Here is a 23,161-nt window from a genome sequence, read left to right as displayed (position 1 = left end):
CTGCCACCGCGCACGCCTGTTCGAGGAGTTCGCGTGAATGCCACGCCCGTGATTGCCATCGTCGACGACGACGCTGCCGTGCGGCAGGCCATGGGGCGGCTGCTGCGCGCCTTCGACCTGGCCGTGGAGCTCTACCCCGGCGCGGCGGAGCTGCTGGCATCGCCGTCGCTCGACGGCATCGACTGCGTGATCGCGGACGTGCAGATGCCGGGCATGAACGGCTTTGCGCTCAGTGCCGCGCTGCGCGCGCGCGGCCTGCGCATGCCGGTGATCTTCATGACGGCCTTCGACAAGCAGGGCTATGAAGCGCGCGCGCAGGCGGCGGGGGCGGCGTGCTTTATCGGCAAGCCGTTCGAGGATACCGAGATCATCCGGTGTATCGAACGGGCGCTGGGGCTGCCGGGCCCCACGCGGTAGGCCGCTCACGCATCGCGATGCGCCATCGCTGCTCCGGCAGCCATCCTGGTGGTGCCGGTGCCCCGCTACGCTATGTCGCCTGGCCGGACCCGGCGGCTGTCGCGGCGCGCTCGCCCCTGCCGTGCGTGGCGAGCCAGCAAAGGATGGACCCCGCGACCACCATCGCCGCCCCCTTCCAGAACGCGAAGGACAGCGGCGCATGCAGCAGCACCGCGGCCAGGGCGGCCGACAGCACCGGAATGAAATACGATGCACCGGCGAGCACGGTCACGTTGCCGTGCAGGATGCCGACGTTCCACGCCGCATAACCAAAGCCCATCGCGCAGGCCGCCAGAGCCAGGTAGACCACGCCCGCAACGCTGAACGCCATCGCTTCGCCGCCGGTGAACAGGTACTTGGCCCACAACGCGAGCGCGGTCAGCATGAAGAACAGCGTGACGGCGTTCTTGCCCCGGGCGATGCGGGCCGTCACGGTGCAATAGCCCGCCCAGATCACCGCACCGGCGAAGGCAAGCCCGTAGCTGAGCGGGTTGTCCCGCACATTGGCCGCCATGCCCGCCACATCCAGTCCCTGGTCGCCGCCCAGTACCTGGCAGATCCCGAGGACGGCCACCAGCAAACCCGGCACGACCAGCCAGCCGGCCCGCTGCCGGTTGAACAGGATGGCGGCCAGCAAGGTGAAGCTGGGCCACAGGTAGTTGACCATGGCCACTTCGATCGCCTGCCTGCCGCTGTTGGCGTAGCCGATCGATAGCGACAGGCACAGCTCGTACGACACGAACAGCACGCTGCCCCAGACCAGGTAGGCGCGGGGCAATGCCCGCAGACGGACGTGGCCCACCGAAACCCACAGCAGCACGGAGGCGACCGTGTACATCAGCGCGGCACCGCCCGTCGCGCCGAAGCTCTCGCTGACGCCGCGGATCAGGCCAACAATCGAGCTCCACAGGAGCACCGCGACGAGCCCGGTCAGCGTTGCCTGTTTTCTTTGCATGCCTGCCATTTGGGGTTTTAGCTATCGATGGGAGCGGAAGGGGCCATACTTTACTCGACCCGCGCCGGCACATCGATCCCGAGTGCCTGCCCGCCGGGCGCCCCAAAACGCCAGCCACGATCGCGTACCCCGCTAGAATGCAGCAAGAGACCCGCGTCGCGCGTTGGTCTGCCCCCCGGAGCCGGCATGGAACCCCTCTCTTTTGAATTCGTCACCGTCGAGGAAGCCAAAAAGATCCTGGACGGCGAGCCGCCGGTACAGGCCGCGCCGGACTGGAGCGGGCTGCGGCGTGCGCCATCGCCGCAAGATGCGGCGCTGTCGGACGTGGCCATGCGCTGGCTGGTGGCGCTGCCGGCCGGGGCGCGCCCGCTGGTGCTGTGCCGGCGCTATCCGCGCATCGGCAACCAGCTGGCGGCGCTGTCCGCCAATCCGGCCGCGCTGCATGCCTTCCTGGTCGAGTTGCTGATCGACAAGCGCGGCGGGCGGCAGGGGTTTCCGGAGGACATCGCGCTGGAGCTGTCGCGCTTGCATGAATACGTGCTGCAGCAACTGCCCGGCGCCAACGAGGCGCCGGGGTGGTCGGACCTGACCGACTGAAACGCGCGGCTGACTAGATCACCAGCTCGATCACGAACGGCCCCTTGCGCGCATTGGCCATGCGGAACAGGTCGGCAAAGCGCTCCATGTCGGTGGCCTGCGCGCCTTCCACGCCCATGCCGCCGGCCAGCTTGACCCAGTCCAGGTCCGGGTTGCCGATGTCGAGCATGTCCAGCGCGGTCTTGCCCGGGTTGGCGCCGACGCCGGCCAGTTCGCCCAGCAGGATGGCGTACTTGCGGTTGGCCAGCAGCACCACGGTAACGTCGAGCTGTTCGCGCGCCAGGGTCCACAGCGATTGCAAGGTGTACATGGCCGAGCCATCGGCCTGCAGCGCCACCACGCGCCGGCCGGGCGCGGCCACGGCCGCGCCGAGCGCCAGCGGCAGGCCCGCGCCGATGGCGCCGCCGGTCAGCTGCAGCCAGTCGTGCGGTGCCGCGTGCACCGTGCCGGGATAGAACGCGCGGCCAAAGCTGACGCTCTCTTCCACCACGATGGCCTGCTCGGGCAGCAGCGCGGTGAGCGTGCGCGCCACCGCCTCGGAGGTGACCGCGCCGCGCGCGGGCTCCACCGGCGCGGGCGCGGCGGCGGCGGGCAGTTGCGCCTGGCGCGCGCCGAGTTCGTCGGCCAGCCGCGCCAGCGCTTCGGCCAGGTCTTCTTCCGGGCGGGCCAGCACATGCACCGCGGCGTCCTCCGGATACGGGCGCGGCGACTTGCCCGGGTAGGCGAAGAAGGTCACCGGTGCCGGCGCGCCGACCAGGATCACGTTGCGGATGCCGGCCAGCTTGTCGCGCGCGGCATCGCCGGAATACGGCACCCGGTCCACCGCCAGGCGCCCGCGCCCGCGCGCCACGCGCGCATTGGACATGGGCGAGATCAGCCGCGCGCCGGTGGCCGCGGCAATGCGGTGCGCGTCGCCCAGCGGCCCCTCGCGCAGCGCGCTGCCGGCCAGCACGATCAGCGTCGGCTGGCCCGAGCGCAGCACGCGCGCAGCCTGCTGCACGGCATCCGGCGAGACCCTGGGCACCGGCAGCGCCGGCAACGGTGCCGCCGCCACGCCGCCCGCATCCCAGCACACGTCGGACGGCAGGATCAGGCTGGCGACGCCGCCCGGCGCGGCGCAGGCAGCCTGCACCGCGGCCGAGGCATCGGCCCCCACCGAAGCCGCCCGCGTGGCGGTGCGCGTCCACACCGAGACGGGCCGGGCCCAGCCTTCGGTATCGGCGGTGAGCGGCGCGTCCAGCGGCCGGTGATAGGTGACCTGGTCGCCGATGAGGTTGACCACCGGCGTCTGCGCGCGGCGCGCGTTGTGCAGGTTGGCCAGCCCGTTGGCCAGCCCGGGCCCGCAATGCAGCAGCGTGGCGGCGGGCTTGCCGGCCATGCGCGCGTAGCCGTCGGCCGCGCCGGTGACCACGCCCTCGAACAGCCCCAGCACGCAGCGCATGCCGGGAATGCGGTCCAGCGCCGCGACGAAATGCATCTCGCTGGTGCCGGGATTGGCAAAGCAGGTGTCAACGCCATTGGCCAGCAGGGTCTTGACCAGGCTCTCGGCGCCGTTCATCGGTTGTGCGTTGTCCATCAGGGGTCCGGTGGTTGGAGGGTTGGCTGGGGGCCGGTCGGTCATGCCGGATGCGGGCGCGCGGCCAGCAGGTCGAAATCCAGGCAGACGAACTCGGTCGGGAATTCAATGCGGGCAAAATAGACAATGCGCTCCACGTCCGCCGCGGTGGCCGACGGCACGCAGGCAAAGCGGCGCAGCTCGGCCACCGGCGCACCCACCGCCAATGCCAGCGCGGCCGCCGATTCGGCGCCGGCCGCGACGATCGACAGCCGCTGCCGCGCCGTGCTGACCGACAGGCCGGGAAAGCGGTCGAGCACCGGCACCGACGCGCCGTGGCGGAAGGCCTCGGGGTCGCGCGCGAACACATCCGCCTCGATGTAGACCTCGCCCACGGCGAAGGGGCGCCCGTCGAGGCGGTGCAGCCGGCGCAGGAAGTGGTAGGCCGGTGCGCGTGCGCCGGTGCAGGGCATGCCCAGGTCGTCGGGCAGCGGCACCTTGCCGGCCGACTCGACCATGGCTTCGGTGTCGAGCTGCGCGCCGACGGCAACGGCCTCATCCCAGCTGGTCGATAGCGACACCTGCCGCCGCGCCTGGCACGGCGCCTTGACGAAGGTGCCGCGTCCGCGCGAGCGCTCCAGCAGCCCTTCTTCGTCGAGCATCGACAGCGCATGGTGCATGGTCATGCGCGCCACGCCGTACTGGCGGCACAGCTGCTCCAGCGACGGGATGCGCGCCCCCTGGCGCCACGCGCCGCTTTCGATCTGGCGGCGAAAGATGGTGGCCAGCTGCAGGTAGACCGGCTGGCGGCTGCGGGACAGCAGTTCGCTGGAAAGAGGTTCCGGCATGGCGGGTGTGCCCGGTGCCGGGCAGATTGCGACGCCGGCGGATGCCGGCGGGTGGTGGGGGGACAGTATAAAAAGTCTATATATGTAGACTACTAGGGTTTACCTTGGCTCCTTTGGCTTTTGAGCCGTCTGGCCCCAAAAAAAAGCGCCCGCAGGCGCTTTGCAAGACCGTTGTACGGTGTCTTACCACCGCACATCCCGTTCCCATGCCTTCATCTCTTCCTCGGCCTGCTCCTTGCTATAGCCATAGCGCTCCTGGATGCGGCCGGCGAGCTGGTCGCGCTTGCCGTTGATCTGCGTGATGTCGTCGTCGGTCAGCTTGCCCCACTTCTCCTTGACCTTGCCCTTGGCTTGGTCCCACTTGCCTTCGATCTGATCCCAGTTCATCGCGTGCTCCTTGATGTCATGGCAAGGGGGCGCGGCAGCGTCCCCTTGCGAGTGGTGCGGTGTACGACCCGCCCCCCGCGGGGCAGGCCGTGCTGAAGCGGCTTACTTGCCGTACTTGGCCTTCACGTCGGCCTGGCACTTGTCCTTGGAATCGCCGGACAGTGCGTCGCAGCGTTCCTTGTCGGCCTTGTAGGCGGCGTCGGTGGTGTCCTTCTTCGCATCGGCGCGGGCTTCCGCCACGTCGGCGCGCGAACCGGTCGCGGCGGCCTTGTCTACCTTGGCGGCGGTCAGCGCTTTTTCATGCGCGGCCTTGGCGTCCTTCTTGCAGACGTCCTTGTCGTTGCCCTTCTTGTCGTCGCACATTTCCTTGGCGACGTCATAGTCACGGTCGGCCTTGGTCTTCTCGGCCTTGGCCATGGACTTCTGCGTACCGTCGCGGCGGGCCTCGGCCTGGGCCTTGGCAACATCGCGGTCGCGCTTGGCCTCGGCCTTGCAGACATCCTTGGCGTTGTCCTTCATGCCGTCGCACTTGGCGGAGGCAGCCTTGTAGTCCGCGTCGGCCTGCTTCACCGCGGCGTCATAGTCGGCCCTTGCGCCGGTTGCAGCCGTTCCGGCCGTCGTTGCCGGTGCCGTCGTCTGCGCCAGGGCAAAGCCTGCCGGGGCGGCAACCATCATCGAACACACTGCTGCGGTCAGCCATTTCTTCATCATGTCGAGCTCCTTTCCGGTTGATTGCGTAAGGGTACGCATGAGAGGCCGGCGGCTATGCTGCTGGCCACGCCGTATGTACAGAGTAGGCCCGGGGGGATGGGGTCAGCAGGCGTTGGGCTCCGAAAGGAACGTCAGACTATTCCGACATAGATTCGCGCGCAGCACATGCCTGGCGATAGCGGCGTGCGCCGGGCTTGTGGATTGCGCCTCGCCATGAAAAAAACGCCGCCCACTGTGGGGCGGCGCCGCGCATCGCCATGTCTGCGATGCCAGACAGGCTGCGCCAGGCAAGGCCTCGCGTGGCGCTGTCGTCAGCCTGAAATCGAAGGCGTGATCCGGTTCTCGTCAGGCGCGGCGGCATCCTCGTCCGGCCAGTTGCGACCGACCATCCATTCATAGAGCGTCGGCAGCACGATCAGCGTCAGCACGGTCGCGGTGATCAGCCCGCCGATGATAACGATGGCCAGCGGCCGCTGCGTCTCGGAGCCGATGGCGCGCGAAACCGCCATCGGGAACAGGCCCAGCATGGCCAGCAGCGCGGTCATCAGCACCGTGCGCAGCCGGTCCATCGAGCCGGTCAGCACGGCCTGGCGCACCGGCATGCCCTCTTCGCGCAGCTGGTTGAAATAGGTCACCATCACCACGCCGTTGAGCACGGCCTGGCCGAACAGCGCGATAAAGCCGATCGCCGCCGACACCGACAGCGGGATGCCGGTCAGCAGCAGCGCGAACACGCCGCCGATCAGCGCGAACGGGATGTTGGAGATGATCAGCGTGGCGCTCTTGAACGACTTGAACGCATTGAACAGCAGCAGGAAGATCACCAGCACCGACAGCGGCACCACGATCGACAGCCGCGCCATGGCGCGCTCCTGGTTCTCGAACTCGCCCGACCAGCTGATCTTGACGTCGTCGGCCCTGACGTTCTTCGCTACCAGCTTCTGCATGTCCTTGACCACGCTGCCCATGTCGCGGTCGCGGATGAAGATGCCGATCGAGGTGGTGCGCTGGCCGTTCTCGCGGCTGATGTTCATGGCGCCGGAGGCCGCGCGGAACGTCACCAGCTGCGACAGCGGCACCTGCGCGCCGTCGGCGGTCTGCATGAAGATATTGGGCAGGTTGGGCAGCGCGCGTTCCGACGGCTTCAGGCGCACCGCCACGCTGAAGTGCTTCTCGCCCTCCCACAACTCGGTGGCGGCCCTGCCCGCCAGCGCGGTTTCCATCAGGTCCTGCACGTCGGCCACGTTGATGCCGTAGCGCGCGGCCTGGGCGCGGTCGAATTCCAGCACGTACTGCGGCAGCTCGCCGTCGCGGTCGATAAAGGCGCGCATCACGCCCTTGACCGACTGCACGTTGGCCAGGATCTGGTCGGCCACCTTCTTGTTCTGCTCCAGGCTGTCGCTCTGCACCTTGATCACGATCTGGCCCTTGATCTGCGAGATGCTCTCGAGGATGTTGTCCCGCACCGGCTGCGAGAAATTGGGCTCGATGCCGGGCAGCCGGCGCAGGTTGCGGTCGATCTCGCCGATGATGGCGCGCTTGTCCAGGCCGGCGCGCCATTGCTTCTCGGGCTTGAGGTCGACCAGGATCTCGACGGTGTTGATCAGCTTGGGGTCGGTGCCGTCGTCGGGGCGGCCCACCTTGGAGATGGTGGTGTTGACCTCCGGCGTCTGGCGGATCACGCTGCGCAGCAGCCGCGCCTGGTCGCGCGCCTCGTCGATCGAGACAGAGGCCGGCAGGTCGAAGCTGACCCACATCGAGCCCTCGTCCAGCTCGGGCAGGAATTCGCTGCCGAGGAACTTGCCCGCGCCCACGGTCACCACCAGCAGGCCCAAGGCCACGCCCACCACCACTTTCTTGTGGTCCAGCGCCCAGGCCAGCATCGGTTCGTAGAGCCGCTTGCAGTGGCGCACCAGGAAGTTGTCGTCGTGCGCGATGTTCTTCCTGAGCAGCAGGTGGCACAGCAGCGGCACCAGCGTCAGCGACAGGATCAGCGAACCGATCAGCGCGCCCGTCACCGTGTACGCCATCGGCGCGAAGATCTTGCCCTCGTGCCGCTGCAGCGTAAAGATCGGGATGTGCGCGGCGATGATGATGACCATCGAGAACACGGTCGGGCGGCCCACCTCGGTGGTGGCCTGCAGGATCGCATGCAGCCGCGCCCGGCTGTCCTGGATCTGCTGCGCCTTGAGCTCGCCCAGCCGCTTGAAGATGTTCTCGACCACGATCACCGCGCCGTCGACGATGATGCCGAAGTCCATCGCGCCCAGCGACAGCAGGTTGGCCGGAATCCCGACCCAGGTCAGGCCGATGAAGGTGGACAGCAGCGCCAGCGGGATGATCAGCGCCACGATCGCCGCGGCGCGCACGTTGGCCAGGAACAGGTACAGCACCGCCATCACCAGCAGCGCGCCCTCGACCAGATTGCCGAACACCGTATGCAGGGTCTTGTCGATCAGCGTGGAGCGGTCGTAGTACGGCACGATCTTCACGCCCTTGGGCAGGATCTGGTCGTCGAGCAGGTCGATCCTCTTCTTCAGCGCCTCCAGCACCAGCGACGGGTTCTCGCCCTTGCGCATCACCACGATGCCCGAGACGATATCCTCCTCGTCGTCCTGGCCCATCAGGCCTTGCGGCGGCGCGCTGCCGACGCGCACGTCGGCGATGTCCTTGACCAGGATCGGGGTGCCGTTGTTCTCGGCCACCACCACGTTGGCGATATCGGCCGAGGTGCGGAAGCTGCCCAGCGAGCGCAGCAGGAACTGCTGGCGGCCGTGCGCCACCGCGCCGCCGCCGGCGTTGGCGTTGGCCCGTTGCAGCGCGGTGAACAGCTGCGACAGCGAGATCTTGGCGTCGCGCATGCGCGCCAGGTTGGGGTTGACCTCATACTGCTTGATGGTGCCGCCGATGGTCACCAGGTCAGCCACGCCCGGCACCTGGCGCAGGTTCTTCTCGACCACCCAGTCCTGCAGCGTGCGCAGTTCCTGCGGCGTATAGCCCTTGCCGGTCAGCCGGAAGCGATAGATCTCGCCGATTGCGGTGGACAACGGCGCCAGGTCCGGATGCACCCCGTCGGGCAGGTCCACGCTGCGCAGCCGCTCCAGAATCTGCTGGCGCGCGGCCACGTCGGTGGCGCGGTCGTTGAAGGTCACCATCATGAACGACAGGCCGAACTGCGTGTGCGAGAACACCCGCACCGCGTTGGGCGTGCCCGCCAGCGCGGTCTCGATCGGGATCGTTACCTGGCGCTCCACTTCTTCGGCGGCGCGCCCCGGGTACAGCGTGATGACGTTGACCTGGATGTCGGACACATCCGGGAAGGCCTCGATCGGCAGGTTCTTGAACGCGGCGATGCCGCCCCCGACGAAGAGGATCAGGCCTAGCCAGACAAAGAGCTTCTGGTGCAGGGCAAAGCTGACGATGCGCGAAATCATGGGGCGATCGTCCTCAACGCTTTTCCGCCGCGCGCGCCGCGTTGACCGCGGTGGCATCGCGCAGGATGTCCTGCAGGTAGAGGTTGCCTTCGCTGACCACGGTCTCGCCGTCCTTCACGCCGTCGAGCAGCTCGGTGGTGCCGGGCAGCGTCACGCCCACGCGCACCTGGCGGCGCTCGAAGGTATTGGGCGCAGTGCGCACGAACACATAGTTGCGGTTGTCGGCCAGGAACACCGCCTTGGACGGCACCGCGATGCCCTTGAACGATGCCGCCGGCAGCCTGGCGGTGACGAACATCTCCGCCTTCAGGCGGCGTTCGGGATTGGGCACGTTCAGCCGCACCTTGATGCTGCGCGCGGTCGGATCGACATAGTCGGCAATCTTGATCACGGTGCCGGCAAAGGTCTCGCCGGGCCAGGCGGCGGTGGTCAGCTGCACGTCGACGCCGGGCCTGAACAGCTTCAGGTCGGCCTCGCCCGCATCGACCTGCGCCCACAACGTGGTCGGGTCGGTCACCAGGAACAGCGGCGCGGCGGGAGGCTGGTCGGGGCGCAGCTCCATGCCGAGGTTGATGTTGCGCTCGACCACCAGGCCGTCGATCGGGCTGCGCAGCGCGAAGCGCTGGTTGACGCCATCCGGCCCTGCCGCGGCCGCGCCGTACTGGCTCAGCGCCGCACGGGTGCGCTGCAGGTCCGCCGCGGCGCGCGCGGCATCGGCCTGGGCCTGCTCCAGTTCTTTCTGCGCGATGATGCCGGCGCCATACAGCTCGCGCTGGCGCGCCAGCGCCTTGGCCGCGACCGCGCTGTCCGCGGCGGCCTTGCGCGCATCGGCCTGGGCCACGCCGAAATCCGGCGAGGTCAGCATCGCCAGCGGCTGGCCGGCCTTGACGGTGGCGCCGGGCTGCACCAGCACCTCGGTCACGCGCCCGGCAAACGGCGTCGCCACGCGCACGGTCTTGTCTTCGTTCCACACCAGCCGGCCGGGCAGGCTCAGCATGCGCTCGCCGCCGGTGGTGGCGGCCTCGCCGGCGATGCCGGGCAGCGTCTTCACGCTGGCGGGGAACTGGATGGTGTTGCCGCTGACCTTGGGATCATCATCGGCCTTGGGGGCTTCGGATTTGCCGCAAGCGGCCAGCGCGAGCGCGCACAACGACATCGCCAAGAGGGCGGAAATGCGGGCCGGCAAGGCGGCGCTGGGGAATGACATGCGACGGGACATGCGTGACAGGAAAGACATGAAGGGGATCGCGGGAACGGCGGTTCAGGGACGCGCGGGCGTGGCGGCAGTGCGTGCCGGCGCCGCGGTGGTCGAGGTCTGCAGCGCGGCGCGGTATGCCGACAGCGCCTTGGCATATTCGCCCTGCGCGCCGACCGCATCGAGCCGGGTCTGGCGCAGCGCGCGGCGCGCATCGAGCAAATCGAGCACACCGCTTGCGCCCTTGCTGTAGGCAAACTCGGCGTTGCCGGCGACGCTTTCCGCGGCCGGCAGCACTTCATCACGCATCTGCCGCAGCGACTGGCGCGCGGTTTCCAACTGGCTGCGCAGCCGGTCGATCTCGTTGCCGGCTTCCAGCATCACGCGGTTGCGGTCGTCGAGCGCCGCGTAGTAGTCGACCTCGGCGCGGCGTGCCTCGCCGCCGTTGCTGTGGCGCACCGGCAGCGGGATCGACAGGAACACGCCGAAGCTGTTGCCGGAGCCATAGTTGTTGCTTGGCGAGGTCGGATAGTGCTCGGCCTGCGCGCCGATGGTCACGTCGGGCACGCGACCGGCTCGCGCCAGGTCGCGCGACGCCGCGGCGGCGGCCAGGCGCGCCTCGGCGGCAGTCACGTCGGGGCGGCGCTGCAACGTATCGGCGTCCGGCGGCGGCACGGCGGCATCGAGTGCCGGCCAGTCGGCCACCAGCCGGTTGTCGGCGAGCGTGCCGGGCACGCCCATGGCCTGCGCCAGCATGGCCTTGTCGCGGTAATGATCGGTGATGGCCTGGCGCATATCGCTCTGCGCGCGTAGGGCATCGAGCTGCAGCTTGGTCACGTCGGCGCGCGCCACGTCGCCGGCACGCAGGCGCGTCTCGCTGGCCTGGCGGGTGCGCTCGTACAGCGCCAGGGTTTCGCGCAGTACGGCGACGCGTTCCTGGCTCGCCAGCGCGTCGAAGAAGGCCTGCTCCACCGCGCCGGTCTGTTGCGCCATCACGGCTTGCACCACTTCGCCGGCGGCGGCGCTGGCCTTGCGCGCGGCATCGACGCGCAGGTTGCCCTTGTTGGCCGTCTCGATCAGCTGGTCCACCCGCAACGTCGAGTCCACGGTCTTGCTGCGCAGGTTGCCCGAGCCGACTCCGGCATGTGGATTAATGTTCTCCACGCCCAGGCTGAGCACGGGGTTGGGACGCTGCGACGCGATCTGCACGTCGGCCTGGCTGGCTTCCACCCCTCGGCGCGCGGCCAGGATGGTCCGGTTGCAGCGCAACGCGTCCTGGCGCGCCTGGGCCAGGGTCAGCGTGGCGCCTGCCGGCGGCGGCGAGCACGGGCCATCGGCCGGCGCGGCTTGGGTGGTATCGGCGGAGTTCGCGGAAGCTTGCGGATCGGTGGAACGTTCGGCAGCCAGGCTCGCTACGGCCGCCAAAACCAGCAGGGAACCTGCGGCAACTCGGGATAAGGCAAAAGGCACGGTCAGTCAGGCTCGGTTCGAAGACGGTCTGCGGTTAAACGACCGTGCCCGCCAAACGGTTCACCGGCAGCGCAAAAAAAACATCCTGCGCCACCGTCCGCGATGCGGTTGCGCGGCGTGGCTGTCTTGGTGCGCCCTCGCCCGCTGTCCTGATGCTGTCTACGCCACCCGGACACGATCTCCCGCCCGCATTCAAACCGAACCGCTTTACAAACGGCTTTCATTCGCCTGACAAAAGCCTTTATGTACGCGAAAACCCTGACCAAAATGACAAACGGCACGGCCGTTGCCGGCCGTGCCGTCGGATCTGTCCCGACTGCGTTTATGCCTTCACCCGGTCATCCAGCCCCAGGCCGCGGCCGATGATCTCCTTCATGATCTCGCTGCTGCCGGCATAGATGCGCGAGATGCGCGCATCGGCATACATGCGGCAGATGCGGTACTCCTCCATATAGCCGGCGCCGCCGTGCAGTTGCACGCCATCGTCGACCATGCGCCCCTGCAGCTCGGAAGTCAGCAGCTTGGCCGATGCAGCGGTCTCCACCGTCAGCGTGCCGGCATTGTGTTGCAGCACGCACTGGTCGACAAAGGTCTGCAGCGCGTCCAGCTGCGCGCGCAGTTCGGCCAGCTTGAAGCGTGAGTTCTGGAACGTGCCGATGGCGCGCCCGAAGGCCTTGCGCTCGCGCACATAGTCCAGCGTGATGTCGAAGGCCACCTGGGCCGACGCCATGTAGCCGCAGGCGCCGATCAGGCGCTCTTCGGCCAGGTGGCGCGTCAGGTAGCGGAAGGCCTGGCCGGGCTCGCCCAGCACGTTGGCCTTGGGCACCTTGACATTGTCGAAGAACAGCTCCGAGGTGTCCTGCGAGTGCAGGCCCAGCTTGCGCAGCTTGCGCCCGCGCTCGAAGCCGGGCATGCCGCGTTCGACGATGAAGAGCGTCAGGCCGTGGCTGCGTTCCGGGTCGGTGCGGGCCACCACGACCACCACGTCGGCCAGCTGGCCGTTCGAGATATAGGTCTTGGCGCCGTTCAGCACCCAGTGGTCGCCATGGTCCTCGGCGCGGGTGCGGATGCCAGCCAGGTCCGAGCCGGTCTGCGGCTCGGTCATGGCCACGGCAAAGATCGACTCGCCGCGCGCGGCCGCGGGCAGCAGGCGCTGGCGCTGCTCTTCATTGCCGATGCGGCCGATGTAGGGCGCCACCAGGCGCGAGTGCAGCGTGCCGAAGAAGCCGGAGTCGCCGTGGCGCGCATTTTCCTCGATCAGGATCTGCTCGTAGCGGAAGTCCTGCACGCCGGCGCCGCCGTATTGCTCGTCGGCCCACATCAGCAGGTAGCCTTGCTCGCCGGCCTTGCGGAACACCTCGCGGTCCACGCAGCCCTGTTCGCGCCAGCGCTCGCCGTGCGGGCCGACCTCGCGCTGGTAGAAGCGGCGGGCGGATTCGCGGAAGGCGTCGTGTTCGGCTTCGAAGATCAGGCGTTGCATCGGGGGTCTCCAGGGGTTTTTGACATAGACCGGGCCAGTGTCGGCCGAGCCACGCCGGGGAGATTCGTCGGAACAGATGATTTTCTTACCGTCGACGGACCGGACCGCCCGCAGCGAAAAGCCGGTTGAGTGCAATTTTATTGATATGAAGTGCAAATAACTTTCATTTACCGCCCGGCACGCTTTGTGCCAATACTGGAACCACAGATAACGATTCGACGGAGCGGGAACATGGAAGCCATCCTCTGGATTGGACTGGCGCTGGCACTGGTGGCGTTGGGGGGTGCCGTCACCTGGCTGATCGGCACGCGCGTGCCGGAACCGGTGCTGGCGCACGCGCAGTTGCATGGGCGCTTTGCCGGCCTGGAACCCCGTCCGCCCCGCCGCGGCGGCGGCGGACGGGGGCGGCGCGTGCGGCAATGGCGCCTGGTGGCCGTGCCTGCCCCGTCGGTACAGCTGGTGCCGGTGCGAATCTGACGGGCGGCCCGCGCCGGCGCGCTATTGCGGGAAGTCCCAGCGCTGCGACCAGTCGGACTCTTCCCGCACGATCTCGCGCAGGATCTCCACGGCTTCCTGCGCCGGTCCCGCGGGCGCCTTGGCGCAAACCAAAAATACGGGATATGAGAACTCCGGCGCGCCGGCGACGCGCACCAGCGCGCCACTGTCCAAGTAGCTCTGCACGACCCGCGTGCGGAAATAGCCGCTGCCGCCAAACTGCAGGATGTACTGCAACGCCAGCGGCCCTAGGTTGAAGTACAGCGACGCGCGCGCATGCTCCGGCAACGCGCTGTCATGCTGGCGGCGGAACTCCGGGCCCCAGTCGACATAGACATAGCCGTCGTCGCGCTGGGTCGAGCGGATCAGCACCAGCTTCTCTTCCATCAGCGCTTCCACGTGCATGCCGGGCGCGTATTCCGGCTGGTACACCAGTGCCGCGTCCAGCGCGCCCGACTGCAGCCTGCGCTGCAGCTCAGCCCCGTCGCCCACTTCCGCCCGCACCGCCTGCGCCGGCATGCGCTGGCGCAGGCGCGTCGCCCATAGCAGCACCAGCGGATTGCCCAGGCTGATCTCGGTGCCATAGCGGAACAGGCTGGCCAGCCCCGTGGGCAACGGCAGCTCGCGGCACGCCGCCTCCCAGGTCTGCACCAGCTGGCTGGCGTAGCCGAGGAACCGCTGCCCGTCCGGCGTCAGCCGCGCCCCGGCCTTGTTGCGCTCGAACAGGCGGCAGTTCAGCTGCGTCTCCAGGCTTTTGATGCGCGCGGTGACGGCGGTCTGCGTGACATGCAGCTTGTCGGCGGCGGCCAGCAGGCTGCCGTCGCGCACGACTTGCAGGAAGGTGCGGGCGAGTTCGATATCCATGGTGGCAAACGATCCGGGACGACGTGACGCATTGTAGACAGAGCAGCCGATTGAGAATCAGCCTATACACACAAGGATGTACTTCTGCTGTCACGGTGCAACGTCCGCGACTTTGCCGCGTATCCCGGCCTGCGCGTGGAAGACTGGACCGGGGGCCAGGGCGCCTGACAGGAAAACCGGCGACGCTCGCGCAGCACCGATATCCCACACCACTTCCTGATCGCTGAGGGCCCCCGGTCCAGCTTCAGCGCACCGGCTGCGGCCGGACTGCCGTCGGCATGGCAACCGGCACCGCGCCGGTCATCGGCGCCGCCGGCACGCTGCGCGCCTCGCGTGGCAGCCGCAACGGTGCGATGCCTTCCGGCTCCTGCCAGGCCAGGCCATTGTCATAGCCGGTGGCGGCCGCCTCGAGGTAGCCGGGCGCAAACTTGCGTTCCGGTGTCACCGCCTGCACGACGGGCGCCGTGGCGGCCTGCGGCGCCTCGGACTGCGCGCAGGCGACGCTGTTGAGGCATAGGCCCAGCACACGCAGCAGCACCATGGCCTGGCGCGAACGGTGTCGGATGGCGGACGGGCGCGACGCGGCCTGCCCGTTCTGGCATGGGGATCGGGTATTCATCGGGATTCTCCGGGAAGCCATTGCTGGCAGGTGGCACAACGAGCCGCGGCGCCGCGCTCGCGATCCATTGCGCAACGACCGTGCCACCGGCCTAATGCCGGCTAATGCCGGCCAGGGCCGGGATTTCGGCACATTCCGAACGTGGAGTGGTGGGACGGGGCCGACGCTAGCCCCACAGGTGTCGGCCGGCGTCCAACATCATTGGCTCACGGCTTGACCGCCGCCGCCAGCACCGCCGGCATCGGCACCTCGAAGCCGCTGCCGCGCATATAGCCGGCAACGGTGCCGCGCAGCACGGCGCGGATTTCGTCGCGGGCCTTGGGGGTCTGCGCGCGCAGCGTTGCGGCTGCCCGCACGGTGCCCTGGGCCAGCGCGTCGAACAGCTGGTCGGGCGTGGAGAAGCGCCAGACCTGCGGCACGCTGCGGCAGGTCGGCATGACAAAGCCGGCCTGCTGCAACGCGCTGCGGCAGTGGCCGGGATCGCTGAACAGGAAGAAATTCGGCCCGACCGGGATATCGACATCCATCGAGCCATAGGCGCGGATCGCGGCATAGACCGCGCCGAAGCCGACCGCGCGCTCGGGCGTATCCCATACCGTGAAGGCAATGCGCCCGCCCGGGCGCAGGACGCGGAAGGCCTCGGCCAGCGCCGCGTCCGGATCGGACATATGGCACAAGCCAAAGCCATTGACCACCGCATCGAAGCTGGCATCGTCGAACGGCAGCGCCTGCGCGTCGGCCTGCTGATACTGGACCTCGGGATGCAGCTTGCGCGCCAGTTGCACCTGCGCCTGCGCGAAATCGATGCCGACCGACTCGGCCCCGCGCTGCACCGCCCCGGCCGCGACGTAGCCGGAGCCGGACGCGACGTCGAGCACGCGTTGCCCGCCGGCCACATGCGCGGCGTCCAGCAGGGCCTCGACCGATTGCCGGGTCACGTGCGACAGGTGCTCCTGGTACCGGCTGACGACTTCCGGGTCTTCCCAGCCAGCCAGTTCAAAGGCGCGAAACGAATCTGCGGTGTGGTCCATGCCTACTCCTCGGCGACGATGTCCAGTCGGGCGGGCGTGTATTGGTGATGTTGGTGTGCGGACGCAGCGCAGATGCGTCCTGAGAACCCGGTCAAGCCAAGTATAGACAGCGCCGCGCACAATCAGCGGCCAGGCGCTCGGGCGAGCACCCCGGCGGCGGGCCTCACCCGTTCAGGCTAAGCGCAGCGTGGCCACGCCGGCGGCGATCAGGCAGGCGGCGCCCAGGCGCACGGCGCCGACGCGCTCCTTGAGCAGCAGCGCGGAGATCAGCGCGCCGAACAGGATCGAAGATTCGCGCAAGGCGGCCACCGGCGCCACCGGCGCGCGCGTCATTGCCCACAGCGACAGCCCGTAGGACGCCAGCGTGCCGCCCCCGCCCACCAGCGCGAACACCAGATTGCGCCGCACGTAGCCGGCCAGTTGCGGCCCGCGCGTCGCCAGTGCCCACGCCGCCAGCGGCACCGCGGTCAGCACAAAGATCCAGAAGGCATAGGCTACCGGCGCGCCGGAGCGGCGCACGCCGGTGCCATCGATCAGCGTATAAGTGGCGATCACCAGCGCGTTCAGCAGCGCCAGCCACACGCCCTCGCGGCTGCCCGGGAGGCCGCGGTGGCCGCGTGCGCCGCCGGCCATGGCCAGAATGCCCAGGCTGATCACGGCGATGCCGCCCCATGCCAGCGACGACAGGTGCTCGCCCAGCCAGCCGGCGCTGGCCAGCGCCACCAGCAAGGGCGCGCAGCCGCGCATCAGCGGGTAGGTCAGGCTCATGTCGGCGCTGCGGTAGATCCGCGCCACCAGCGCGAAGTAGACCACGTGCACGCCCACCGACGCGGCGATGAAGGGCCAGCTGGCGGCCGCCGGCTGCGGCAGCGCCGGCAGCGCCAGCGCGGCCATCAGGCCAGCCGTCACCGCCACCATCACGGTGGACAGCAGCTTGTCGCCGCCGCCCTTGACCACGGCATTCCACGCGGCATGCAGGAAGGCGGCAAGCAGGACGACGGCGAAGACGGTGAGCGACATGGGCGGCAGCGAAGTCGGCGCCGGCAGGCAGCGCGGGATCGCGCCATTCTAGCCGCGCCGGCGTGCCGCGCCGTGGCTCGACTATCTGGCGCCGCTGACCCGCCAGACCGTATTGCCGACATCGTCAGCCACCAGCAGGCCGCCGCGCTGGTCGATCGCCACGCCCACCGGCCGCCCGCGCGCCTTGCCATCGTCGTCGACAAACCCGGTCAGCACGTCGAACGGCGCGCCTTGCGGCCGACCCTGGCTGAACGGCACGAAGATCACCTTGTAGCCCGCCAGCGGGCGCCGGTTCCAGGAACCATGCAGGCCGACGAACATGCCTTCGCTGAAGCGCGCCGGCAGGCTGTTGCTGCCGGCCGCGGCCAGGCCGAGCGCGGCGGAGTGCGCGCCCACGGCGTAGTCGGGCACGATCGCCTTGGCCACCAGGTCCGGCGCCGGCGGCTTCACGCGCTGGTCCACATGCTGGCCGTAGTAACTGTAGGGCCAGCCGTAGAAGCCGCCGTCGCGCACCGAGGTGATGTAGTCCGGCACCAGGTCGCTGCCGATCTCGTCGCGCTCGTTGACGGCGGTCCACAGCATGCCGGTGACCGGCTCCCACGCCATGCCGTTGGGATTGCGCAGGCCGCTGGCGAAGATGCGGTGCGTGCCGGTCCTGCGATCGACCTCCCAGATCGCGGCGCGGCCGACTTCCTTGTCCATGCCGTTCTCGCCCACGTTGCTGTTCGAGCCCACCGTCACATACAGCTTGCTGCCATCGCGGCTGGCAATCAGGCTCTTGGTCCAGTGATGGTTGAGCGGTCCGCCGGGCAGGTCGACCACCTTCTGCGGCGCGGCGTTGATTTCGGTCTGGCCGGCCTGGTAGGGGAAGCGCAGCAGCGCGTCGGTGGCGGCCACGTAGAAGTCATTGCCGACCAGCGTCATGCCGAAGGGCGAATTCACATCCTTCAGGAACACCGAACGCTGGTCGGCGACGCCGTCGCCATTGCTGTCGCGCAGCAGCGTGATGCGGTTGGCGCTGGGCGTGCCGGCGCCGGCGCGCTTCATCACCTTCTTCATGATCCAGCCCTTGATGCCCTTGCCGTCGTCGGGCTTGGGCGGGGCATTGCTCTCGGCCACCAGCACGTCGCCGTTGGGCAGCACATAGACCCAGCGCGGATGGTCCAGCTTGTCGGCAAACGCCGTCACCGCCATGCCTTCGGCCGGCACCGGGCGCTGGCCCGCGGTCCAGCCGATGGCCGGCGCGATCTTGACGGTGGGGATGGCAGTCTCGTGCGGCGGCGGCAACTGCGGCGTGGGTCCGAAGCCGGCTTCGGACGGCAGCTTGGCGGATTCGCCGCAGGCGGCGAGCGCGGCGATCACGGGCACGGCGCCCGCCAGCATGGCGGTGCGCAACAGGCGCAAGGGGGTGGGCATCGGCATGGTCCGGGCTCCTCAGGCCACGCAAGGCCGCGCGCCTGTGCTTGGACTATAGGATGAGCGCCGCCCGGCGCTCTGTAGGCGCCGCGGAAGGCAGCAGGTAGGACGATGCCCACGGCCGCCGGGGCGCCCTGCCCGGCGCGCTCAGCCCCGATGCGGTGTATCCAGCCCCTTCACCACCGCCGGTCGCTGCACGAACGCATCCAGCACACGCCGCACATTGACGAAGTCCTTGAAGCCGACCAGATCGCCCGCCTCGTAGAAGCCAGCCAGGTTGCGCACCCATGGCAAGGTGGCGATGTCGGCAATGGTGTACTCGTCGCCCATAATCCATGCGCGGCCTTCCAGGCGCTGCTCCAGCACCTTGAGCAGGCGCCGGCTCTCCGCCACGTAGCGGTCGCGCGGGCGCTTGTCCTCGTAGTCCTTGCCGGCAAACTTGTGGAAGAAGCCCACTTGGCCGAACATCGGGCCGATGCCGCCCATCTGGAACATCACCCACTGGATGGTCTCGTAGCGGCGCGCCGGATCGGCGGGGATCAGCTTGCCGGACTTGTCGGCCAGGTACAGCAGGATCGCGCCCGATTCGAACAGCGCCAGCGGCTTGCCGCCGGGGCCGTGGGGGTCGAGGATGGCCGGGATCTTGTTGTTCGGATTCAGCGACAGGAATTCCGGCGACAGCTGGTCATCGGTATCGAAGCGCACCAGGTGCGGCTCGTACGGCAGGCCGGTTTCTTCCAGCATGATCGACACCTTGACGCCGTTAGGCGTGGGCAGCGAATAGAGCTGGATGCGGTCGGGATGCTGCGCCGGCCATTTGCGGGTGATGGGGAAAGCGGACAGATCGGGCACACGGGCTCCTGGTTCGGGCGCTTCCGCATCGTGGGGAAGCTGCCGGGCAACGAAAGAGCCCGATCATAAACCGGTGTCGGCGCGCTTGCAGGGCGCCGACCTGCAGATCCCCGCAAACAGAAGGGGCCCCGTGGGGCCCCTTCTTCATGCTAATTGGCGACGACAGCTTACACCGTCACGCCGTCAGCCACTTCCTTGAAGTCCTCGATCTGGTCGAAGTTCATGTACTTGTAGATCTTGTCGCCATTCTGGTTGATGACGCCAATATCGGCCATGTACTCTTCCTTGGTCGGGATGCGGCCCAGGCGCGAGCAGATCGCCGCCAGTTCGGCGGAACCCAGGTACACGTTGGTGTTCTTGCCCAGGCGGTTCGGGAAGTTGCGAGTGCTGGTCGACATCACGGTCGCGCCTTCGCGCACTTGTGCCTGGTTGCCCATGCACAGCGAGCAGCCCGGCATTTCGGTACGCGCGCCAGCGGTGCCGAACACGCCGTAGTGGCCTTCCTCGGTCAGCTGCTTCTGGTCCATCTTGGTCGGCGGCGCCACCCACAGCTTGACCGGGATGTCGCGCTTGCCTTCCAGCAGCTTGGAAGCCGCGCGGAAGTGGCCGATGTTGGTCATGCACGAACCGATGAAGACTTCGTCGATCTTGGCGCCGGCCACGTCCGACAGAGTCTTGACGTCGTCCGGGTCATTCGGGCACGCCACGATCGGCTCATGCACGTCGGCCAGGTCGATTTCGATCACGGCGGCGTATTCGGCGTCGGCGTCCGGCTCCAGCAGCTTCGGATCGGCCAGCCAGGCTTCCATGGCCTTGATGCGGCGCTGCAGGCTGCGCGGGTCCTGGTAGCCCTGGGCGATCATCCACTTCAGCAGCGTGATGTTGCTGTTGATGTATTCGATGATCGGGTCCTTGTTCAGGCGCACCGTGCAACCGGCGGCCGAGCGTTCTGCCGAGGCGTCCGACAGTTCAAACGCTTGCTCGACCTTCAGGTCGGGCAGGCCTTCGATTTCCAGGATGCGGCCCGAGAAGATGTTCTTCTTGCCTTGCTTGGCCACGGTCAGCAGGCCTTGCTTGATCGCGTACAGCGGGATCGCGTTGACCAGGTCGCGCAGGGTCACGCCCGGCTGCATCTGGCCCTTGAAGCGGACCAGCACCGATTCCGGCATGTCCAGCGGCATCACGCCGGTGGCGGCGGCAAAGGCCACCAGGCCCGAACCGGCCGGGAAGCTGATGCCGATCGGGAAGCGGGTGTGCGAGTCGCCGCCGGTGCCGACGGTATCCGGCAGCAGCATGCGGTTCAGCCACGAGTGGATCACGCCGTCGCCGGGCCGCAGCGAGATGCCGCCGCGGGTGCTGATGAACTCGGGCAGGGTGTGGTGGGTCTTGACGTCGACCGGCTTCGGATAGGCGGCGGTGTGGCAGAACGACTGCATCACCAGGTCGGCCGAGAAGCCCAGGCAGGCCAGGTCCTTCAGCTCGTCGCGGGTCATCGGGCCGGTGGTGTCCTGCGAGCCCACCGAGGTCATCTTCGGTTCGCAGTAGGTGCCCGGGCGGATGCCCTTGCCTTCGGCCAGGCCGCAGGCACGGCCGACCATCTTCTGCGCCAGCGTGTAGCCGCGGCCGGTATCGGCCGGGTTTTGCGGCAGGCGGAACAGCGTCGACGGGGCCAGGCCCAGCGCCTCGCGCGCCTTGGCGGTCAGGCCGCGGCCGACGATCAGCGGAATGCGGCCGCCGGCGCGGACTTCATCGAACAGCACGTCGGACTTGACCTTGAACTCGGCGATCACTGCGCCGTTCTTCAGGGCCTTGCCTTCGTACGGGCGCAGTTCGACCACGTCGCCCATTTCCATCTGCGACACGTCCAGCTCGATCGGCAGCGCGCCGGCGTCTTCCATGGTGTTGTAGAAGATCGGGGCGATCTTGTTGCCCAGGCACACGCCGCCGAAGCGCTTGTTCGGGATGAAGGGGATGTCTTCACCGGTGAACCACAGCACCGAGTTGGTGGCCGACTTGCGGCTGGAACCGGTACCGACCACGTCGCCCACGTAGGCGACCAGGTGGCCCTTTTCCTTCAGCGACTCAATGAACTTGACCGGGCCGCGCTTGCCGTCTTCTTCCGGCTGGAACGCCGCGCCTTCGCGCTTGTTCTTCAGCATCGCCAGCGCGTGCATCGGGATGTCCGGGCGGGTGGTGGCGTCCGGGGCCGGCGACAGGTCGTCGGTGTTGGTTTCGCCCGGCACCTTGAACACGGTGATGGTCAGGCTTTGCGGGACTTCCGGGCGGCTGGTGAACCATTCGGCGTCGGCCCAGCTTTGCAGCACGGCCTTGGCATTGGCATTGCCCTGGTCGGCCTTCTCCTTCACGTCGTGGAAGGCGTCGAACATCAGCAGGGTCTTCTTCAGCGCGTCGGCGGCGACGGTGCCGACTTCAGCGTCGTCCAGCAGCTCGATCAGCGGCGAGATGTTGTAGCCGCCCAGCATGGTGCCCAGCAGCTCGGTGGCCTTGGCACGCGAGATCAGCGCGCACTTCTCTTTGCCCAGCGCCACGGCGGCCAGGTACGAGGCCTTGACCTTGGCAGCGTCATCGACGCCGGCCGGCACGCGGTGGGAGATCAGCTCCACCAGGTTCTGTTCCTCGCCGGCGGGAGGGTTCTTCAGCAGTTCGATCAGCTCGGCCGTCTGCTTGGCGGTCAGGGGCAGAGGGGGGATGCCAAGCGCGGCGCGCTCGGCCACATGTGCGCGATAGTTTTCAAGCATGGGAACCTGCTGAGTAATTAGGTTTAGAAAGACTCGGTACGTCGCGATTGTAGTCCGAAGCGGCTCCTCTGTCAAATGTCTTATATCTTATATAAGAGTAGCGGCAAGAAAATGCATATCAAACAATGGCTTGGCGAGTGGGTGAGTTGCAATTTTGCATGGACTGCTACCCGAGTAGCGTAGTAGGGAATGCGGAAGCCGGCGCACCGGCCAGCCGCGGAAGGGCCGGCCACAACCCCTGACCGACCCCCGTGACGACGCGCGTCATCGGCCGTCCCCTGCCCCGGCGCCCTCAAGTTCCGCGGTCAAGCTGCGTTAACCAGCCTGCAGGCGCGCAACACAACGGCGCCCGCTCGCGTAGCCGTGCCTGCTCCCTTTCCGCTCAAATGGCCAAGCTGAAAGGGTTTCCCCCTTTTTTTCGGCCCTTTGCTGGCCTGCGATTCCGGAAGAATGGCAGGCATTCCGATACAGGCTTCTCATGGCGAACACGGCTTCCCCTCCCCGGACTGGCAACACAGGCAAGCGCGGCCGGCTGCTGCTGATCGGCGCCGGCGTGCTGGTGGTGGCACTGGGTGCCGGAGGCTTCGTGCTGGGCAGCGTGCTGAGCAACCGCCAGCCGGCGGCGCCCGCAGTGCCCGCCGCTCCGGTTGTCCCGCCGCCGATCTTCGTGCCGCTGGACGCGTTCACCGTCAACCTGCGCAGCGACGACGGCGACCGCTTCCTGCACACCGGGCTGTCGCTGAAGGTAGCTGACGCCGCTACCCAGGCGCGCCTGGCCCAGTACCTGCCCGAGGCGCGCAGCCGCATCCTGCTGTTGCTGTCCGCGCGGCAGCCGGCCGAGCTGGCCACCGTCGACGGCAAGCGCAAGCTGGCCGACGACATCCGCGACACCATCAGCAAGCCGTTTGCCAGCGGCCTGCCGGCGCAACACGTGCTGGACGTGCTGTTCACCTCGTTCGTGGTGCAGTAAGCGCAAGCCAGGGCAGCACGTTTCATCCATAACGCCGCACAAGGGGC

Annotated in this window: 20 protein-coding genes; 4 read left to right on the top strand and 16 right to left on the bottom strand. The window is 68.2% G+C overall.

The annotated features are described in order from the left end of the window. Positions 1–33 precede the first annotated feature (33 nt). Entirely contained in the window at positions 34–417 is a 384-nt protein-coding gene (locus tag MKD50_RS15015) for a response regulator transcription factor (protein ID WP_240071660.1), read from the top strand. 70 nt (positions 418–487) lie between these two features. On the opposite strand, the gene yddG is transcribed toward MKD50_RS15015, so the two are convergent. Next, on the bottom strand, positions 488–1,420 hold the full coding sequence (gene yddG, locus MKD50_RS15010) for an aromatic amino acid DMT transporter YddG (protein ID WP_371925352.1): 933 nt from the start codon (positions 1,418–1,420) through the stop codon (positions 488–490). Between the two features lie 177 nt (positions 1,421–1,597). On the opposite strand from yddG, the gene MKD50_RS15005 reads away from it, so the two are divergent. Continuing rightward, the gene (locus tag MKD50_RS15005) at positions 1,598–2,008 is read left to right on the top strand and encodes a hypothetical protein (RefSeq protein WP_252667489.1); all 411 of its coding nucleotides are present in this window, start codon (positions 1,598–1,600) and stop codon (positions 2,006–2,008) included. Positions 2,009–2,021: 13 nt separating this feature from the next. Here the strand turns inward: MKD50_RS15005 and MKD50_RS15000 are convergent, their stop codons facing one another. The 8 genes from MKD50_RS15000 to MKD50_RS14965 all read right to left on the bottom strand — a co-directional run bounded on the left by MKD50_RS15000 (position 2,022) and on the right by MKD50_RS14965 (position 13,088). Further along, complete coding sequence (locus MKD50_RS15000) at positions 2,022–3,566, bottom strand: acetolactate synthase large subunit (protein ID WP_252667677.1); 1,545 nt, start codon at positions 3,564–3,566, stop codon at positions 2,022–2,024. Between the two features lie 59 nt (positions 3,567–3,625). Next, on the bottom strand, positions 3,626–4,411 hold the full coding sequence (locus tag MKD50_RS14995) for a GntR family transcriptional regulator (protein ID WP_252667488.1): 786 nt from the start codon (positions 4,409–4,411) through the stop codon (positions 3,626–3,628). Between the two features lie 183 nt (positions 4,412–4,594). Beyond that, positions 4,595–4,798: a CsbD family protein gene (locus MKD50_RS14990; RefSeq protein ID WP_115699716.1), complete on the bottom strand. Its 204-nt coding sequence runs from the start codon at positions 4,796–4,798 to the stop codon at positions 4,595–4,597. A 102-nt stretch (positions 4,799–4,900) separates the two neighbouring features. Beyond that, entirely contained in the window at positions 4,901–5,509 is a 609-nt protein-coding gene (locus MKD50_RS14985) for a hypothetical protein (protein ID WP_115699715.1), read from the bottom strand. A 311-nt stretch (positions 5,510–5,820) separates the two neighbouring features. Next, complete coding sequence (locus tag MKD50_RS14980; protein ID WP_252667486.1) at positions 5,821–8,943, bottom strand: efflux RND transporter permease subunit; 3,123 nt, start codon at positions 8,941–8,943, stop codon at positions 5,821–5,823. A gap of 13 nt (positions 8,944–8,956) precedes the next feature. Next, on the bottom strand, positions 8,957–10,150 hold the full coding sequence (locus MKD50_RS14975) for an efflux RND transporter periplasmic adaptor subunit (protein ID WP_115699713.1): 1,194 nt from the start codon (positions 10,148–10,150) through the stop codon (positions 8,957–8,959). A gap of 54 nt (positions 10,151–10,204) precedes the next feature. Then, positions 10,205–11,563 carry a TolC family protein gene (locus tag MKD50_RS14970; RefSeq protein WP_256503736.1) on the bottom strand — a complete coding sequence of 453 codons (1,359 nt, stop codon included), beginning with the start codon at positions 11,561–11,563 and terminating at the stop codon, positions 10,205–10,207. A 367-nt stretch (positions 11,564–11,930) separates the two neighbouring features. After that, the gene (locus tag MKD50_RS14965; protein WP_252667484.1) at positions 11,931–13,088 is read right to left on the bottom strand and encodes an acyl-CoA dehydrogenase family protein; all 1,158 of its coding nucleotides are present in this window, start codon (positions 13,086–13,088) and stop codon (positions 11,931–11,933) included. A 231-nt stretch (positions 13,089–13,319) separates the two neighbouring features. On the opposite strand from MKD50_RS14965, the gene MKD50_RS14960 reads away from it, so the two are divergent. After that, positions 13,320–13,565, top strand: a complete 246-nt coding sequence (locus MKD50_RS14960) for a hypothetical protein (RefSeq protein WP_240071652.1) — start codon at positions 13,320–13,322, stop codon at positions 13,563–13,565. Positions 13,566–13,586: 21 nt separating this feature from the next. On the opposite strand, the gene MKD50_RS14955 is transcribed toward MKD50_RS14960, so the two are convergent. From MKD50_RS14955 to acnB, 7 genes are all read right to left on the bottom strand, one after another. After that, the gene (locus MKD50_RS14955) at positions 13,587–14,447 is read right to left on the bottom strand and encodes a LysR family transcriptional regulator (RefSeq protein WP_240071651.1); all 861 of its coding nucleotides are present in this window, start codon (positions 14,445–14,447) and stop codon (positions 13,587–13,589) included. A 244-nt stretch (positions 14,448–14,691) separates the two neighbouring features. Beyond that, entirely contained in the window at positions 14,692–15,066 is a 375-nt protein-coding gene (locus tag MKD50_RS14950; protein WP_252667482.1) for a hypothetical protein, read from the bottom strand. Positions 15,067–15,272: 206 nt separating this feature from the next. Next, positions 15,273–16,097: a class I SAM-dependent methyltransferase gene (locus MKD50_RS14945; RefSeq protein ID WP_115712316.1), complete on the bottom strand. Its 825-nt coding sequence runs from the start codon at positions 16,095–16,097 to the stop codon at positions 15,273–15,275. A gap of 171 nt (positions 16,098–16,268) precedes the next feature. Further along, entirely contained in the window at positions 16,269–17,117 is an 849-nt protein-coding gene (locus tag MKD50_RS14940; protein ID WP_252667480.1) for an EamA family transporter, read from the bottom strand. An 81-nt stretch (positions 17,118–17,198) separates the two neighbouring features. Beyond that, on the bottom strand, positions 17,199–18,539 hold the full coding sequence (locus MKD50_RS14935; RefSeq protein WP_240071646.1) for a PQQ-dependent sugar dehydrogenase: 1,341 nt from the start codon (positions 18,537–18,539) through the stop codon (positions 17,199–17,201). 141 nt (positions 18,540–18,680) lie between these two features. Further along, positions 18,681–19,385 carry a glutathione S-transferase N-terminal domain-containing protein gene (locus MKD50_RS14930; RefSeq protein WP_115699703.1) on the bottom strand — a complete coding sequence of 235 codons (705 nt, stop codon included), beginning with the start codon at positions 19,383–19,385 and terminating at the stop codon, positions 18,681–18,683. Between the two features lie 167 nt (positions 19,386–19,552). After that, positions 19,553–22,144, bottom strand: a complete 2,592-nt coding sequence (gene acnB / locus MKD50_RS14925) for a bifunctional aconitate hydratase 2/2-methylisocitrate dehydratase (protein WP_115699702.1) — start codon at positions 22,142–22,144, stop codon at positions 19,553–19,555. A 478-nt stretch (positions 22,145–22,622) separates the two neighbouring features. Between acnB and fliL the strand changes: the two genes are divergently transcribed. Continuing rightward, positions 22,623–23,114, top strand: a complete 492-nt coding sequence (gene fliL, locus MKD50_RS14920) for a flagellar basal body-associated protein FliL (protein ID WP_115699701.1) — start codon at positions 22,623–22,625, stop codon at positions 23,112–23,114. The last annotated feature ends 47 nt before the right edge of the window (positions 23,115–23,161 follow it).

The organism is Cupriavidus mimosae, assembly GCF_023952485.1.
GTDB classification, from domain to species: domain Bacteria; phylum Pseudomonadota; class Gammaproteobacteria; order Burkholderiales; family Burkholderiaceae; genus Cupriavidus; species Cupriavidus taiwanensis_C.
Note: the sequence above shows the minus strand (reverse complement) of the source record. Positions and strands in the feature narration are given on the sequence as shown.

Excerpts from the sequence above, each read along its gene's own strand:
- MKD50_RS15000 (WP_252667677.1), bottom strand. The coding sequence starts at position 3,566 with ATGAACGGCGCCGAGAGCCTGGTCAAGACCCTGCTGGCCAATGGCGTT.
- MKD50_RS14990 (WP_115699716.1), bottom strand. The coding sequence starts at position 4,798 with ATGAACTGGGATCAGATCGAAGGCAAGTGGGACCAAGCCAAGGGCAAG.
- acnB (WP_115699702.1), bottom strand. The coding sequence starts at position 22,144 with ATGCTTGAAAACTATCGCGCACATGTGGCCGAGCGCGCCGCGCTTGGC.
- MKD50_RS15005 (WP_252667489.1), top strand. The coding sequence starts at position 1,598 with ATGGAACCCCTCTCTTTTGAATTCGTCACCGTCGAGGAAGCCAAAAAG.
- MKD50_RS14940 (WP_252667480.1), bottom strand. The coding sequence starts at position 17,117 with ATGTCGCTCACCGTCTTCGCCGTCGTCCTGCTTGCCGCCTTCCTGCAT.
- MKD50_RS14950 (WP_252667482.1), bottom strand. The coding sequence starts at position 15,066 with ATGAATACCCGATCCCCATGCCAGAACGGGCAGGCCGCGTCGCGCCCG.
- MKD50_RS14975 (WP_115699713.1), bottom strand. The coding sequence starts at position 10,150 with ATGTCATTCCCCAGCGCCGCCTTGCCGGCCCGCATTTCCGCCCTCTTG.
- MKD50_RS14965 (WP_252667484.1), bottom strand. The coding sequence starts at position 13,088 with ATGCAACGCCTGATCTTCGAAGCCGAACACGACGCCTTCCGCGAATCC.
- MKD50_RS14955 (WP_240071651.1), bottom strand. The coding sequence starts at position 14,447 with ATGGATATCGAACTCGCCCGCACCTTCCTGCAAGTCGTGCGCGACGGC.
- MKD50_RS14935 (WP_240071646.1), bottom strand. The coding sequence starts at position 18,539 with ATGCCGATGCCCACCCCCTTGCGCCTGTTGCGCACCGCCATGCTGGCG.
- fliL (WP_115699701.1), top strand. The coding sequence starts at position 22,623 with ATGGCGAACACGGCTTCCCCTCCCCGGACTGGCAACACAGGCAAGCGC.
- yddG (WP_371925352.1), bottom strand. The coding sequence starts at position 1,420 with ATGGCAGGCATGCAAAGAAAACAGGCAACGCTGACCGGGCTCGTCGCG.
- MKD50_RS14945 (WP_115712316.1), bottom strand. The coding sequence starts at position 16,097 with ATGGACCACACCGCAGATTCGTTTCGCGCCTTTGAACTGGCTGGCTGG.
- MKD50_RS14995 (WP_252667488.1), bottom strand. The coding sequence starts at position 4,411 with ATGCCGGAACCTCTTTCCAGCGAACTGCTGTCCCGCAGCCGCCAGCCG.
- MKD50_RS14980 (WP_252667486.1), bottom strand. The coding sequence starts at position 8,943 with ATGATTTCGCGCATCGTCAGCTTTGCCCTGCACCAGAAGCTCTTTGTC.
- MKD50_RS14985 (WP_115699715.1), bottom strand. The coding sequence starts at position 5,509 with ATGATGAAGAAATGGCTGACCGCAGCAGTGTGTTCGATGATGGTTGCC.
- MKD50_RS14960 (WP_240071652.1), top strand. The coding sequence starts at position 13,320 with ATGGAAGCCATCCTCTGGATTGGACTGGCGCTGGCACTGGTGGCGTTG.